Source organism: Sphingomonas sp. BAUL-RG-20F-R05-02 (assembly GCF_022662305.1).
GTDB lineage: Bacteria > Pseudomonadota > Alphaproteobacteria > Sphingomonadales > Sphingomonadaceae > Sphingomonas.
This window is the reverse complement of sequence record NZ_JAKNQH010000004.1, coordinates 341,676-355,519: the sequence shown is the minus strand read 5'-3', so window position 1 is coordinate 355,519 and position 13,844 is coordinate 341,676. Positions and strand designations below refer to the sequence as shown.

Here is a 13,844-nt window from a genome sequence, read left to right as displayed (position 1 = left end):
GGTTGCGCAAGCGTGCCAAAGCCGCAGGCGACACACCGCCTGCGGTCCCATTTGATCAGGCGATGGTCGGCACCATGCCGCCTTCGACACGGATCGCAGCACCGTTGGTGACGGCGGCTAGCGGGCTGGCGAGGAACGCGGTCATCGCCGCGACCTCCTCTGCCTCGATCAGGCGGCGGATCAGTGAGAGCGGCCGCATCTTCTCGAAGAACTCCGCCTCACGCTCGGCCTCGGGCGCGTCCTTGTTGGAGACGGTCGAGCGGATGAACTCGACGATCCCCTCAGACCGCGTCGGCCCGGGTTGCACGGTGTTGACGGTCACGTTCGTGCCGCGCGTCTGCTCGGCGAGGCCGCGCGAGATGGCGAGTTGCGCGGTCTTGGTCATGCCGTAGTGGACCATCTCCGCCGGGATCAACTGCGCGCTTTCACTGGCGATGAAGATGACTCGGCCCCAGTCCCGCTCCAGCATGCCGGGGAAATAATGGCGCGACAGGCGGATGCCGCTCATCACGTTGATCTCGAAGAAGCGGAACCAGTCGGCATCGGTGATGTCGCTGAAAGGCTTGGCTTCGTAGATGCCGAGATTGTTGACGAGGATGTCGATCTGCGGGACCGCCGCGATCAACGTCTCGCACCCCTCGGCGGTGCCGGGATCGGCGAGTACCGCGCGCACCCGGCCGACCGCGCCGACCTTCGCGGCAGCTGCATCGAGCTTATCCTGCGTGCGGCCGGTGATCGTCACGTCGGCACCCTCGGCGGCGAGCCGCTCGGCGATGGCGAGGCCGATGCCGGCGGTCGAGCCGGTGACGAGGGCGGTCTTGCCTTTGAGTTGCAGGTCCATGCGCGTGCTCCTTGATAGTCCGAACACTGCATATGGGGCGCCGCACGCCGCTTGGGAGGCGCGCGGCCTTGCACCTGCGCCCTTTCCCGCTATTAGGGCGGTACTCACATGGACCCGGTGCGAACCCGGGTGGCTATTCCGGCCGCCGATCCGCCGGACCACGCACACAGATGACAGCGCCCCGCCCTTTTCCGCCGGCCGGTCTGTGCCCGTATTGGTTTTTCCGATGACATATTCTTTCTCTCGCCTGCGTCGCGAATGGTTCGCCGACGCCACCGAAGCGCGACGCGACGTGCTGGCCGGCATCGTCGTCGCGCTGGCGCTGATCCCGGAGGCGATCGGCTTCTCGATCATCTCCGGCGTCGATCCGCGTGTCGGCCTCTACGCCTCGGTGGCGATCGCGATGGTGACGGCGGTGGTCGGCGGGCGGCCAGCGATGATCTCCGCCGCGACCGCCGCCGTCGCGGTGGTCGTGACGCCGCTCGTCCACCAGTACGGCCTGCAATATCTGCTCGCCGCGACGATCTTGATGGGGGTGTTCCAGATGATCGCCGGCGCGCTCAGGCTCGATCTACTGATGCAGTTCGTGTCGCGCTCGGTCATCACCGGCTTCGTCAACGCGCTCGCCATCCTGATCTTCATGGCGCAACTGCCGCAGTTCATGGGGGTCAGCTGGCACACCTATGCGATGGTCGCAGGTGGCCTAGCGATCATCTATCTGTTCCCGCGCATCACCACGGCGGTGCCCTCCCCGCTCGTCGCGATCCTCGTGCTGGCGGGGGTGAGCATCTGGCTCGGCCTGCCGGTGCGCACTGTGTCCGACATGGGCCGCCTGCCCGAAGGGTTGCCGAGCCTCGTCTGGCCGCAGGTGCCGCTGACGCTGGAGACGCTGCGCGTCATCCTGCCCTATGCGCTGACGATGGCGGCGGTCGGCCTGCTCGAATCGATGATGACCGCGCAGATCGTCGACGACATGACCGACACCGACAGCGACAAGCGCCGCGAGTGCGTGGGGCAAGGCACTGCCAACATCGCCGCCGCGCTGGTCGGCGGCATGGGCGGGTGCGCGATGATCGGCCAGTCGGTCATCAACGTCACCTCGGGCGGGCGCAAGCGGCTGTCGACCTTCATCGCGGGCGCGTTCCTGCTGTTCCTGCTCGCGGTGCTGGGGCCGTGGGTCGGGCGCATCCCGATGCCCGCGCTGGTCGCGGTGATGGTGATGGTGTCGATCGGCACCTTCTCGTGGAACTCGATTGGCAACCTGCGCCGGCATCCGCCGACCTCCTCGGTGGTGATGCTGGCGACGGTGGTGACGGTGGTGGCGACGCATGATCTCGCACGCGGCGTGCTGGTCGGCGTGCTGCTGTCGGGCATCTTCTTCGCCAGCAAGGTGCGGCGGATGTTCGCGGTCGAGCGCACCGGCGACGATGGAGGCGCGACCTACCGGGTGACGGGGCAAATCTTCTTCGCCTCGGTCGATCGCTTCACGCGCGCGTTTGCAGGCAACGAACCGGCGCGGGCAGTGACGATCGACGTGACGGCCGCGCACTTCTGGGACATTTCTGCGGTCGGCGCGCTCGACAAGGTGGTGGCGCGGCTGCGGCAGGGCGGACGTGTCGTAGCGGTGATCGGTTACAATACCGCCAGCGCCGATCTGGTCGATCGCTTTGCGCTGCACGACAAGACCGGCGTCGAACTGGGCGTGGTGCCGCATTAACGCTTGCTCCCCCCGCCCCCTTTCCGCCATTCGCTGCCCATGACTTTCCGTGTGGACATGGGGACCGACGCAAACGGCGGCACGGTGACGATCGACCTTGAGGAACTGCTAGCCACCCGGCTGCTGGTGCAGGGCAATTCCGGGTCGGGCAAATCGTACCTGTTGCGCCGCCTGCTCGAAGGCAGCGCGCGCGAGGTGCAGCAGATCATCATCGATCCCGAAGGCGATTTCGTCACGCTCGCCGGGCCGTACGGCCATGTCGCGATCGAGGCGGTGGATTACTCGCTTCCCGAGATCACCCGCTTCGCGGCGCGCGCGCGCGAGCATCGTTCCTCGGTGGTGCTAAGCCTCGAAGGGCTGGAGATGGAGGGGCAGATGCGCTGCGCCGCCGCCTTCCTGATGGGGCTGTTCGATGCGCCGCGCGAACACTGGTATCCGGCGCTGGTGGTGATCGACGAGGCGCAGATCTTCGCGCCCGCCGCCGGCGCCGAAGTGGTCGAGGAAGTGCGCCGCGCCTCGTTGTCGGCGATGGCGAACCTGATGTCGCGCGGGCGCAAGCGTGGCCTCGCCGGGATCATCGCCACGCAGCGACTCGCCAAATTGTCGAAGAACGTTGCGGCGGAGGCGTCGAACTTCCTGATGGGGCGGACCTTCCTTGATATCGACATGGCGCGCGCCGCCGATCTGCTCGGCATGGAACGGCGGCAAGCGGAACAAATCCGCGATCTCACGCGCGGCACGTTTCTGGGGCTGGGCCCGGCGATCGCGCGGCGGCCGATCATGGTCAAGATCGGGCAGGTCGTCACCTCCGCGCGCAGCGGCAGCCCGGTGCTGACCCCGCTGCCGCAATCTCAGACCACCGACATGCGCGAGCTGCTGATGACCGAGGTCGAGGTCGACGAGCCGACCCTGTTCATGCACGCCGCTGCCAACCCGCCGCCGCCGCGCGTGCCGGGCTCCGCCGATCTGATGGACAGCGTGATCGCGCGGCCGGAGCCGGTGCGCGCCGAACCGGAACCGGAGATCGAGCCGGAGGCGCTGGAGGCGATCATCGTCGATGTGCTGCGGGCAATCGCCGAAGACCCGGAGTCGGCGGGGCGTACCTCGGCGGTGCTGTATCAGGATTTTCAGGTGCGCTGCCGGATGGTCGGGGTTCGGCGTGCGCCGCTCGATCCGTCCGCGTTCGCGCGGCGGCTGGCGGCGGCGCGGGCGGGCATCTTCGAGGGGCTCGATACCGAATGGGCACCTGCGCTGGCGATGGCGGCGACGTTGCCCGACGATATGCTCGGCGCGTTCCTGCTGGTGGCACGCGCCGCCCGCGACGGCATCCCCTGCCCGACCGACGAGGATATCGCGCGGATCTACGGCACCAGTTCGCTCGGCCGCGCGCGGCGAGTGATGAGCTACATCGAGGGGCGCAACATCTTCGTGACGCGGGTCGATCTGTCCGGGCGGCGTTCGATCACGATCCCTGGCCTCGGCTGGACGACCGAATCGACCGAGGCCTGAGTATCACACCGCCCAGGCGGCGACGTCGTCCTCCTGCCCGATCAGCGCGAGGCCGTTGGCGATCGAGGTAAGCTCGCCGCCCGATGCGATGCGGTCCTCCCCGAACCGCTGCGTGAACAGCGCGCGTACCGCCGGGATCAGCGAGGTGCCGCCGGTCAGGAACACGCGGTCGATGCCGGCCTCGTCCACACCGGCCTGCGCGAGCGCCCGGTCCACCGTCGCCGCCATCCGCGCGAGATCGTCGGCGATCCAGCGCTCGAACTGCGCGCGCGTGACGGTGGCGTCGATCTTGACCCCCTCGCCATCGAAGTGGAACTCGGCGGCATCGGCTTGCGACAACGCGCGCTTCAACTGGCCAACCGCATCGTACAACCGGTAACCCTGCTCCTGATCGATGATCGCGATCATTCGGCCGATCGCTTCCGGGTCGAGCGCGTTCCTTTGCAGCTTGTGCAGTTCCTCCAGCGTGCGGCGGTTTCGCATCAACGCGAGCCGCGACCAGTCGTTGAAATCGGAGAAATAGCCGCGCGGGATTTCGAGCTGCTTGTCGAACGATCGGTACAGCCCGCCGTAGCCGAGGATCGGCAGCACCAGCTTGTCGACGATGCGCGAATCGAACTGGTCGCCGGCGATGCCGATACCTGCGTGCCCGAGCGGCGTGCAGCGTTTCGCCGCACCCGGCGGCGCCACCCGCACCACCGAGAAATCGCTGGTGCCGCCGCCGAAATCCGCGACGAGAATCGTCGCGGCATCCTCAACGCGGGCGGCATAGCTGAACGCCGCGCCGAGTGGTTCGTAGACGTAGTGGATCTCCGCGCCGAACCCGGTGAACATCGCGTCATAGCGTTGCCGCGCCAGCGTCTCGTCCGGGCGGCCACCCGCGTAGTGCACCGGGCGGCCGACCACCACGCGCTGCGGCGGTTTGGCAAGCGCGCCGCCGGTGTGGCTGGCCAGCTTGGCGAGGAACAGCCGGCCGAGTTCCTCGAACCGCATGCGCTTGTCGAAGATCGAGGCGTGTTCGAACGTCGCCGATGCTGCGACCGATTTGAACGATTGCAGAAACCGGCTGCCTTGCGGAAATTCGAGATATTCCGCGATCGCCCACGGCCCCGCCTCGCAGGCAAGGCCGCGCCCGCTGTCGTCCTCGTAGAAACACAGCGCCGAGCGGAACACCGCGCTGGTCTCGCCCGGCGCGGCGAAGTCGATCAGGTGCGGCTGCCCATCCGAGCCGACGCGCGCGACGACGCTGTTGGTGGTGCCGAAATCGAGGCCGATCGCGTCGTGCATGGGGTTCCTCGTCGTCGGGGCCGGCGCGCGGGCTAAGCCGGTTGGCGCGCGAAACGCAAGGGTGTTACAGACGGACATGGCCGAGATCATCAACCTTCGCACCGTCCGCAAGGCGAAAGCGCGCGCGGGCGCCGCCGCCACCGCCGATCAGAATCGCGCGCTGCACGGCCGCACCCTTGCCCAGAAGGCGGCGGATCAGGCCGAGGCGGAGCGGCGCCAACGCACCCTCGACGGCGCGCGGCGCGAGGAATGAAGCTCGACGATCTGTTCGTACGCTATTTCGGCACCGATGATCTCGGCGCGGTATCGCCGGCTGTGTTGCAGGCCGGCGCGGAGCGGTTGCGTGTCGAGTTCGGGTTGGAGACGGATCGCGGACGGCGCTTCGGCATGTGGGCGCTGATGCAGATGCTCGGCGTCGCGCCCGATCTCGACGTGGCGTTCAAGGATCCCGCCGATCGTGACGCGGCGCGCACGCTGATGGAGATGCAGGAGCGAGCGGAGGAATAACACAGATCCATTCGTGCCGAGCGAAAGGCCTTGCACGTTGCGCGAGGTGTTTCGACTTAGCTCGTACGAACGGTCTGGTTTACGCCATCTCCAGGATCACCGCGTCGACCGCGAGGCTCTCGCCGGGTGCGGCGTTGACCGACTTTACCACCCCGGCCTTCTCGGCGCGCAGGATGTTCTCCATCTTCATCGCCTCGACCACGGCGAGCGGCTGGCCGGCCTCGACCTTATCGCCCTCACCCACATAGAGCTTCTGGAGCAGCCCCGGCATCGGGCAGAGCAGGAACTTCGAGAGATCGGGCGGCACCTTCACCAGCAGGTGCTCGGCATAAGGCGCGACATGCGCGGGCAGCACGCGCGCGATGTGGATGGCGCCACGCGCGTTGAGGCGGAAGCCGGTGCGCGTGCGGGCGATCTTCACGAACAGCGGCGTGCCGTCGATCTCCGCATCGATCACGCGGTCACCCGGGGTATATTCCATCGCGATGTCGACTTCGGCGCCGTCGACGGTGATGCTGTCCTCCGACAACGACACGGCATGGTCTTCGCCCGCGATCCGCACCACCCAATCGGCAGGCGGATCGAGCCGGCGGCCGAGCTGGCCGTCGGTACGGCGCGCGCGGTCCGCCTCGGCGGTCGCTGCGAACGCCGCCACCGCCGCCAGTTGGGTGAGCAGTTCGGGCGCGGCGGGTGCGCCGGCAAAGCCGTCCGGATATTCCTCGGCGATGAAGCCCGTCGTGATGTTGCCGCTGCGGAAGCGATCGTGCTGCATCAGCGCGGACAGGAAATCGAGGTTGTTGCCCGGCCCGGCAATTTCGAACCGGTCGAGCGCGGCGATCTGCAGGTCGATTGCCTCGATCCGGGTGTCGGCGTGGGTGATGAGCTTGGCGATCATCGGATCGTAGAACATGCTGACCTCGCCACCTTCGCATACGCCGTCGTCGACGCGGACATAGGGCGCGCCGGTTGCGACCCAACCGTATTCGGGCCGTGCATCCTCGGGCGGATCATAATGCACCAGCCGCCCGATCGAGGGGAGGAAGCCGCGATACGGGTCCTCTGCATAGACGCGGTTCTCGATCGCCCATCCGGTCAGCGTCACCTCGTCCTGCGTAAGCGGCAACGCCTCACCGGCGGCGACGCGGATCATCAGTTCGACCAGATCGAGCCCGGTCACCGCCTCGGTAACGGGATGCTCAACCTGGAGCCGGGTGTTCATTTCGAGGAAGTAGAAGCCCTGCCCCGTCGTATCCGCGCCCGACACGATCAGCTCGACCGTACCCGCCGAATAATAGCCGACCGCGCGGGCGAGTGCGACCGCCTGCTCGCCCATCGCCTTGCGCATCGCCGGGGTGACGAACGGCGATGGCGCTTCCTCTACCACCTTCTGGTGGCGGCGCTGGATCGAGCACTCCCGCTCGCCGAGATAGACGATGTTGCCGTGTTGATCGCCCATCACCTGGATTTCGATGTGGCGGGGCGATTCGATGAACTTCTCGATGAACACACGGTCGTCGCCGAACGAGGCGAGCCCTTCGCGCTTGGTCGCCTCGAAGCCCTCGCGGACGTCCTGCTCGCTATAAGCGAGGCGCATGCCCTTGCCGCCGCCGCCTGCGCTCGCCTTCATCATCACCGGATAGCCGATCTCCCCGGCGATCTTCACTGCATCGTCGGTATCGGCGATTTCCCCTAGGAAACCGGGGACGACATTGACGCCGGCGGCCTTGGCAAGTTTCTTCGATTCGATCTTGTCGCCCATCGCGGCGATCGCCTGCGGGGGTGGCCCGACGAAGGCGATGCCGGCCTCGGCACAGGCGCGCGCGAAGCTCTCGCGTTCGGACAGGAAGCCGTAGCCGGGGTGGATGCAATCCGCGCCGGTCTCGCGCGCGGCAAGCAGGATCAGTTCGGCCTTGAGATAGCTCTCCGCCGCCGGCGCCGGCCCGAGGCGCACCGCCTCGTCCGCCATCAGCACATGCGGCGCGCGGGCGTCCGCATCGGAATAGACCGCGACGGTGGCGATGCGCATCGCCTTGGCGGTGCGCATGACGCGGCAGGCGATCTCGCCACGATTGGCGACCAGAATTTTCTTGAACATCGTTCCTCGCCTATTCTTGTGTTTCGTGAGCGCCGCGTCTCATTCGCTCGCCATCAGCCCTTTGAGCTGCAGGCGCCGCGCGTTGGTCAGCGCGGTCTTGCACTGCGCGACGATGAGCGGCTGCCGAACATCACCAGCGTGCACCCCGCCCTCGACCCGGCAGGCGGCCGCACGATACGTCCGCCACGCCTTCTGACTGTCGAGCAGCGCCGCCGCGTAGGCGAAGTGGCTGCGCGCGTGATCCTGCGCGTCTTTGCCGGCCATGAAGGCGTTGGTGATCTTCCACTGCCCGGCTAGCGCCGACTCGGCGTGCTCGAGTTGCTCCAGCGCCGCCTTGGTGAGCGGGCCGGGTGTCGGCGTCGCCTTAGGCGCAGGCGAGGCTTTGGGATGCGGCGTGGCCGTGGCGTGCGGCGCTGGCGTCGCGGCGGCGAGCAGCAGCGCGATCAGCATGGCAGACGTCGCGATCCGATCCGCACGCTCATTGTTCCGACGCCACGATCTGGAGCTGCCTGGTGCGTGCCTCGGTCACGCTGGCGAGGCAGTTCTGCACCGCCAGCGGCTGCATCGAGCCGCCCTGGTATTTGTCACCTTCCGCCTTGCATTCGGCATCACGGAACTTGAGCCAGGCACGCTGCGCGGCGAGAACGGTCGCGGCATAGGCTGCCCCGCCACGCTTGGCACGGGCATAGGCGACCTGCCACTGCCGGTTCATCGCCGCATCCGCGCGGGCGTGGCTCGCGCCGGCGCACTGGTTCATCGCGGTCTGCGTCATCGCGCTGGCGCACGGATCGGCGGCGAGGGCCAGCATCATCAGCAGCATCGTGCAGCCTCCGATTTGCCGGCGCGGGCCGGCTCCTCGCCCTGCATCGCAGTCACGCCGAGCTTGTCGAACAACGCCGCATCCGCGCTATCGCCGCGATTGCCGGTGGTGAGCAGCCGGTCGCCCGTGAAGACCGAGTTCGCGCCCGCCATGAAGCACAACGCCTGCGTCGCTTCCGACATGCTTTCGCGCCCGGCCGACAGGCGCACCATGCTCAGCGGCATGGTGATGCGCGCGACCGCGACGGTGCGGACGAACTCGATATCGTCGATCTTGGCGAGCGGCGTGTCGGCGAGCATGTCGCCGAGCACGGTGCCCTTCACCGGCACCAGCGCGTTGACCGGCACGCTCTCCGGGTGACGCGGCAGCGTGGCGAGCGCGTGGACGAAGCCGACGCGGTCGGCGCGCGTCTCACCCATGCCGACGATACCGCCGCAGCACACGTTGATCCCCGCCTCGCGCACGTTCTCCAGCGTATCGAGCCGGTCCTGGAAGGTGCGCGTGGTGATGACCTCGCCATACTTTTCCGGCGAGGTGTCGATATTGTGGTTGTAGTAATCGAGGCCGGCTTCCGCGAGCTGATCGGCCTGCGTGGGGGTCAGCATGCCGAGCGTCATGCACGTCTCCATCCCCATCTGGCGCACGCCGCGCACCATCTCGATAATGGCGGGCATGTCCTTGTCCTTGGGATTGCGCCACGCCGCCCCCATGCAGAACCGCTGCGAACCGGCGTCCTTCGCCTGCGCTGCCGATTGCAGGACGGCGCGCACGTCCATCAGCTTGGACGCCTTTAGCTCGGTCTCGGCACTGGCGGACTGGTTGCAATAGCCGCAATCCTCCGGGCAGCCACCGGTCTTGATCGACAGGAGCGTGCAGAGCTGCACTTGCGAGGGCGTATGGTGCGCGCGGTGGACGGTCTGCGCGCGGAACATTAGTTCGTCGAACGGCAGCGCGAACAGCTCGGCGATCTCCGCCCGCGTCCAGTCGGTACGCACGTCGCCAGGCCGTCCAGCGGGCGACGGGGCGGCATGCACGCCATCGTCATGGCTGTGGGCGGCTGCGTCGGCAGCGGCACCGGGGATGAGGTCCAAACTCATTACGCGACTTCCTCGACAGGGGGCATGTTATGACCCAGCAATTTCAACACCTCGCCGGCCGCGTCCACCAGATTCGTGCCGGGGCCGAAAATCCCCTGCACGCCGGCATCGCGCAACACCTGATAATCCTGCGCGGGGATCACGCCGCCGGCGATCACCTTTATGTCGGTGCGACCCGCCTCGCGCAGGTGGCCGATCAGCTCGGGGATCAGCGTCTTGTGGCCGGCGGCGAGGCTGGACGCGCCGACCACGTCGACGTCTGAGGCGATGGCGAGATCGGCCGCCTCCTTCGGCGTCTGGAACAGCGGCCCCGGTACCACCTCGAACCCCAGATCGCCGAATGCGGAGGAGACGAGGTTGGCGCCACGATCATGCCCGTCCTGCCCCATCTTGGCGACGAGCATGCGCGGCGCACGGCCCTTGGCGCGGGTGATCGAGCCGACGCCGTCTTTCAGCCCCTGCCACTGCGCGTCCGCACCGTACGCGCCGCCGTAAATGCCGGAGACCGGCGTCGGCTTAGTGTCATAACGGCCGAACACATCCTCCATCGCCGTGCTGATCTCGCCCAACGTCGCGCGGGCGCGGGCGCACTCGACCGCGAGTTCGAGCAAATTGGCACTTCCCCGCGCGCCCTCTCGCAAAGCATTGAGCGCGGCCTGACAGGCTGCCGCGTCGCGCCCTGCCTTGACCGTGTTGATGCGGGCGATCTGCGCCTCGCGCACCGCGACGTTGTCGACGTCGAGAATGTCAATCGGCGCTTCCTCGGCGAGCCGGTATTTGTTGACGCCAACGATCACGTCCTCACCGCGATCGACCCGCGCGGCGCGGCCGGCGCTGGCCTCCTCGATCATGCTCTTCGGCCAGCCGGCGGCGACCGCCTTGGCCATGCCGCCTTCGGCCTGCACGCGCTCGATGATCTCCCACGCGGCATCGACCAGTTGCTGCGTCAGGCTCTCGACGTAATAACTGCCGCCAAGCGGATCGACCACCTTGGTCATCCCCGTTTCCTCTTGCAGCACGATCTGCGTGTTGCGGGCGATGCGCGCGGAGAAGTCGGTCGGCAGCGCGATCGCCTCGTCGAGCGCGTTGGTGTGGAGGCTCTGCGTACCGCCCAGCATCGCCGCCATCGCCTCGATGGTGGTGCGCATGACGTTGTTGTACGGGTCCTGCTCGGTAAGCGACACGCCCGAGGTCTGGCAATGCGTGCGCAGCATCTTGGAGCGTTCGTCCTGCGCGCCCAGTTGCGTCATCGCGCGGTGCCACAGCACGCGCGCGGCGCGCAGCTTGGCGATCTCCATGAAGAAGTTCATGCCGATCGCGAAGAAGAACGACAGGCGGCCGGCGAACTTGTCGATGTCGAGACCGGAGGCGACGCCGTATTTCACATATTCCATGCCGTCGGCGATGGTGAAGGCAAGCTCCTGCACCTGCGTCGCACCGGCTTCCTGCATGTGGTAGCCGCTGATCGAGATGCTGTTGAACTTGGGCATCTCGCGCGACGTGTAGCCGAAGATGTCCGAGATGATCCGCATGCTCGGTTCGGGCGGGTAGATATAGGTGTTGCGGACCATGAACTCCTTGAGGATGTCGTTCTGGATGGTCCCGTCGAGCAGCGCGCGCGGCACGCCCTGCTCCTCACCCGCGACGATGAAGAAGGCGAGGATCGGGATCACCGCGCCGTTCATCGTCATCGAGACCGACATCTGATCGAGCGGGATGCCGTCGAACAGGATCTTCATGTCGTCGATCGTGTCGATCGCCACGCCGGCCTTGCCGACATCGCCGGTGACGCGCGGATGGTCGCTGTCGTACCCACGATGCGTGGCAAGATCGAACGCCACCGACAGGCCTTTCTGCCCGGCCTTGAGGTTACGGTGATAGAAGGCGTTCGATGCCTCGGCGGTCGAGAAGCCCGCGTACTGCCGGATCGTCCACGGGCGACCGGCGTACATCGACGCGCGCACGCCGCGCGTGAACGGCGCGAAACCGGGCAAGCCGGGGTCGAGATCGGCCACATCTTCCGCCGTGTAGAGCGGCTTGACGGCGATCCCCTCGGGCGTCTGCCAAGTGAGGTCCTTGCCCTTCACCTCCTTGGCGGCGGCGGCGGACCATTGGTCGAGTGTCGGTTTGTCGGTCATCTATTTTCCAAAGATTCCAGAACCGAACCACAGCATGAAACCGCAGAACGGGAGCGCCGCAAGTTTCGACCCAACGGCCAGCCAGAACTCGAACGGTTCCTCGTGTCGATCGACACGATTTCCATACCAGGACATCCGCGCGGAGCCACGCTTCAAGTCATTGATACCCCATGCAACGTTCACGCAGCCGATGAGAGCGACGCCGATGCACCAGAAAACCCCAAAGGCATCGAACCGGCTCACAGCGGAATATTATCGTGCTTCTTCCACGGGTTCTCGAGCGCCTTGTTCTTCAGCTTGCGTAACCCCAACGCAATCCGACGGCGCGTCGAGTGCGGCTGGATCACCTCGTCGATGAAGCCCTTGCTTGCCGCGACGAACGGGTTGGCGAAGCGTGCCTCGTATTCCGCGGTCTTTTCGGCGATGCCTTCCGCGTTCAGGCCGCGGAAGATGATCTCGACCGCACCCTTCGCGCCCATCACCGCGATCTCGGCGGTCGGCCAGGCGTAGTTGAGGTCACCGCGCAAGTGCTTGGAACTCATCACGTCGTAGGCGCCGCCATAGGCTTTGCGCGTGATGACGGTGATCTTCGGCACGGTCGCCTCGGCATAGGCGAACAGCAGCTTGGCGCCGTGCTTGATGATGCCGGAATGCTCCTGCCCCACCCCTGGCAGGAAGCCCGGCACGTCGACGAACGTGACAATCGGAATCTCGAACGCGTCGCAGAACCGCACGAAACGCGCCGCCTTCTTGGACGAGTTGATGTCGAGGCAGCCGGCCAGCACCATCGGCTGGTTGGCAACGATGCCGACCGTGCGCCCCTCGATCCGCCCGAAGCCGGTGATGATGTTGCCCGCATGCGCCGGCTGCACCTCGAAGAAATCGCCTTCATCCACGGTTTTGCGGATCAGCTCATGCATGTCGTAGGGCTGGTTGGCCGACGCGGGGATCAGCGTGTCGAGGCTGTCCTCGATGCGGTCCCACGGGTCCGAGGTCGGTCGCTCGGGCAGCGGCGACTGGTTGGAGGCGGGCAGGAAGTCGATGAAGTCGCGCGCGGCCAGCAGCGTCTCGATGTCATCCTCCAGCGCTAGATCGGCAACCGAGGACTTCGTGGTGTGTGTAATCGCACCGCCAAGCGCCTCCTGCGTGACGACTTCGTTGGTGACGGTCTTCACTACGTCCGGCCCGGTGACGAACATATAGCTCGAATCCTTCACCATAAAGATGAAGTCGGTCATCGCCGGCGAATACACCGCCCCGCCCGCGCATGGCCCCATGATGAGCGAAAGCTGCGGCACCACGCCCGATGCCAACACGTTGCGCTGGAATACCTCGGCGTAACCGGCGAGGCTGGCGACGCCCTCCTGGATGCGCGCGCCGCCCGAATCGTTGATGCCGATCACGGGCGCACCGACCTTCATCGCCATGTCCATGATCTTGCAGATCTTGGTGGCGTGCCGTTCCGACAGGGAACCGCCGAACACGGTGAAATCCTGTGAGAAGACGAACACCAGCCGCCCGTTGATCGTCCCCGATCCGGTGACCACGCCGTCGCCCGGCACGATCTGGCCCTGCATTCCGAAATCGGTGCAGTTATGTTCGACGAACATGTCGTATTCCTCGAACGACCCCTCGTCGAGCAGCACGTCGAGCCGCTCGCGCGCGGTCAGCTTGCCCTTGGCGTGCTGCGCGGCAATGCGCTTCTCGCCACCGCCGACCCGGGCGGCGGCGCGCTTGCGTTCGAGTTCGGTAATCGTCGACGACATCGTGCTCTCCTGCGGGCGCACCGCTCCGCACCCGCAATGAAGCTGCTCGTGCGGTCGCGCAACCTAT

General features: G+C 66.7%; 13 protein-coding genes and 1 other annotated feature. Of the genes, 4 read left to right on the top strand and 9 right to left on the bottom strand.

Features of this window, described 5'->3' with window-relative positions:
- Nucleotides 1-55: 55 nt before the first annotated feature.
- The gene (locus tag L8F97_RS11845; protein ID WP_242149952.1) at nucleotides 56-841 is read right to left on the bottom strand and encodes an SDR family NAD(P)-dependent oxidoreductase; all 786 of its coding nucleotides are present in this window, start codon (nucleotides 839-841) and stop codon (nucleotides 56-58) included.
- Between the two features lie 107 nt (nucleotides 842-948).
- Nucleotides 949-1,004, top strand: a sequence feature (sul1 is cis-regulatory element that is thought to sense ions involved in sulfur or methionine metabolism; They are found in Alphaproteobacteria).
- A 63-nt stretch (nucleotides 1,005-1,067) separates the two neighbouring features.
- Between L8F97_RS11845 and L8F97_RS11840 the strand changes: the two genes are divergently transcribed.
- Entirely contained in the window at nucleotides 1,068-2,558 is a 1,491-nt protein-coding gene (locus L8F97_RS11840) for a SulP family inorganic anion transporter (protein ID WP_242149949.1), read from the top strand.
- A 39-nt stretch (nucleotides 2,559-2,597) separates the two neighbouring features.
- Nucleotides 2,598-4,067, top strand: a complete 1,470-nt coding sequence (locus L8F97_RS11835; protein WP_242149946.1) for an ATP-binding protein — start codon at nucleotides 2,598-2,600, stop codon at nucleotides 4,065-4,067.
- A gap of 3 nt (nucleotides 4,068-4,070) precedes the next feature.
- On the opposite strand, the gene L8F97_RS11830 is transcribed toward L8F97_RS11835, so the two are convergent.
- Nucleotides 4,071-5,354 carry an Hsp70 family protein gene (locus L8F97_RS11830; RefSeq protein ID WP_242149943.1) on the bottom strand — a complete coding sequence of 428 codons (1,284 nt, stop codon included), beginning with the start codon at nucleotides 5,352-5,354 and terminating at the stop codon, nucleotides 4,071-4,073.
- Nucleotides 5,355-5,430: 76 nt separating this feature from the next.
- On the opposite strand from L8F97_RS11830, the gene L8F97_RS11825 reads away from it, so the two are divergent.
- Both L8F97_RS11825 and L8F97_RS11820 read left to right on the top strand, forming a co-directional pair.
- Complete coding sequence (locus tag L8F97_RS11825) at nucleotides 5,431-5,607, top strand: DUF4169 family protein (RefSeq protein ID WP_242149940.1); 177 nt, start codon at nucleotides 5,431-5,433, stop codon at nucleotides 5,605-5,607.
- The gene (locus L8F97_RS11820) at nucleotides 5,604-5,861 is read left to right on the top strand and encodes a hypothetical protein (protein WP_242149937.1); all 258 of its coding nucleotides are present in this window, start codon (nucleotides 5,604-5,606) and stop codon (nucleotides 5,859-5,861) included. The genes L8F97_RS11825 and L8F97_RS11820 overlap by 4 nt, the downstream gene beginning before the upstream one ends.
- Nucleotides 5,862-5,940: 79 nt before the next feature.
- Here the strand turns inward: L8F97_RS11820 and L8F97_RS11815 are convergent, their stop codons facing one another.
- Genes L8F97_RS11815 through L8F97_RS11785 form a run of 7 tightly spaced genes read right to left on the bottom strand, consistent with a single transcriptional unit; the run spans nucleotide 5,941 to nucleotide 13,777 of the window.
- Nucleotides 5,941-7,956: an acetyl/propionyl/methylcrotonyl-CoA carboxylase subunit alpha gene (locus L8F97_RS11815; protein ID WP_242149934.1), complete on the bottom strand. Its 2,016-nt coding sequence runs from the start codon at nucleotides 7,954-7,956 to the stop codon at nucleotides 5,941-5,943.
- A gap of 39 nt (nucleotides 7,957-7,995) precedes the next feature.
- Complete coding sequence (locus L8F97_RS11810) at nucleotides 7,996-8,406, bottom strand: lysozyme inhibitor LprI family protein (RefSeq protein ID WP_242149932.1); 411 nt, start codon at nucleotides 8,404-8,406, stop codon at nucleotides 7,996-7,998.
- Nucleotides 8,407-8,434: 28 nt separating this feature from the next.
- Nucleotides 8,435-8,767 carry a lysozyme inhibitor LprI family protein gene (locus tag L8F97_RS11805; protein ID WP_242149929.1) on the bottom strand — a complete coding sequence of 111 codons (333 nt, stop codon included), beginning with the start codon at nucleotides 8,765-8,767 and terminating at the stop codon, nucleotides 8,435-8,437.
- Nucleotides 8,767-9,873, bottom strand: a complete 1,107-nt coding sequence (gene bioB, locus L8F97_RS11800) for a biotin synthase BioB (protein ID WP_277924909.1) — start codon at nucleotides 9,871-9,873, stop codon at nucleotides 8,767-8,769. Before bioB ends, L8F97_RS11805 begins: the two co-directional genes overlap by 1 nt.
- The gene (gene scpA, locus L8F97_RS11795; RefSeq protein WP_242149926.1) at nucleotides 9,873-12,011 is read right to left on the bottom strand and encodes a methylmalonyl-CoA mutase; all 2,139 of its coding nucleotides are present in this window, start codon (nucleotides 12,009-12,011) and stop codon (nucleotides 9,873-9,875) included. The genes bioB and scpA overlap by 1 nt, the downstream gene beginning before the upstream one ends.
- On the bottom strand, nucleotides 12,012-12,254 hold the full coding sequence (locus L8F97_RS11790) for a hypothetical protein (protein WP_242149923.1): 243 nt from the start codon (nucleotides 12,252-12,254) through the stop codon (nucleotides 12,012-12,014). It abuts the gene before it with no gap.
- A complete protein-coding gene (locus tag L8F97_RS11785; RefSeq protein WP_242149920.1) occupies nucleotides 12,251-13,777 on the bottom strand; it encodes an acyl-CoA carboxylase subunit beta in 1,527 nt (508 codons plus the stop codon). Before L8F97_RS11785 ends, L8F97_RS11790 begins: the two co-directional genes overlap by 4 nt.
- Nucleotides 13,778-13,844 lie beyond the last annotated feature (67 nt).

Bases quoted from the DNA above. Each gene is read 5' to 3' on its own strand.
- L8F97_RS11845 (WP_242149952.1), bottom strand. From the start codon at position 841: ATGGACCTGCAACTCAAAGGCAAGACCGCCCTCGTCACCGGCTCGACC.
- L8F97_RS11840 (WP_242149949.1), top strand. From the start codon at position 1,068: ATGACATATTCTTTCTCTCGCCTGCGTCGCGAATGGTTCGCCGACGCC.
- L8F97_RS11835 (WP_242149946.1), top strand. From the start codon at position 2,598: ATGACTTTCCGTGTGGACATGGGGACCGACGCAAACGGCGGCACGGTG.
- L8F97_RS11830 (WP_242149943.1), bottom strand. From the start codon at position 5,354: ATGCACGACGCGATCGGCCTCGATTTCGGCACCACCAACAGCGTCGTC.
- L8F97_RS11825 (WP_242149940.1), top strand. From the start codon at position 5,431: ATGGCCGAGATCATCAACCTTCGCACCGTCCGCAAGGCGAAAGCGCGC.
- L8F97_RS11820 (WP_242149937.1), top strand. From the start codon at position 5,604: ATGAAGCTCGACGATCTGTTCGTACGCTATTTCGGCACCGATGATCTC.
- L8F97_RS11815 (WP_242149934.1), bottom strand. From the start codon at position 7,956: ATGTTCAAGAAAATTCTGGTCGCCAATCGTGGCGAGATCGCCTGCCGC.
- L8F97_RS11810 (WP_242149932.1), bottom strand. From the start codon at position 8,406: ATGCTGATCGCGCTGCTGCTCGCCGCCGCGACGCCAGCGCCGCACGCC.
- L8F97_RS11805 (WP_242149929.1), bottom strand. From the start codon at position 8,767: ATGATGCTGGCCCTCGCCGCCGATCCGTGCGCCAGCGCGATGACGCAG.
- bioB (WP_277924909.1), bottom strand. From the start codon at position 9,873: ATGAGTTTGGACCTCATCCCCGGTGCCGCTGCCGACGCAGCCGCCCAC.
- scpA (WP_242149926.1), bottom strand. From the start codon at position 12,011: ATGACCGACAAACCGACACTCGACCAATGGTCCGCCGCCGCCGCCAAG.
- L8F97_RS11785 (WP_242149920.1), bottom strand. From the start codon at position 13,777: ATGTCGTCGACGATTACCGAACTCGAACGCAAGCGCGCCGCCGCCCGG.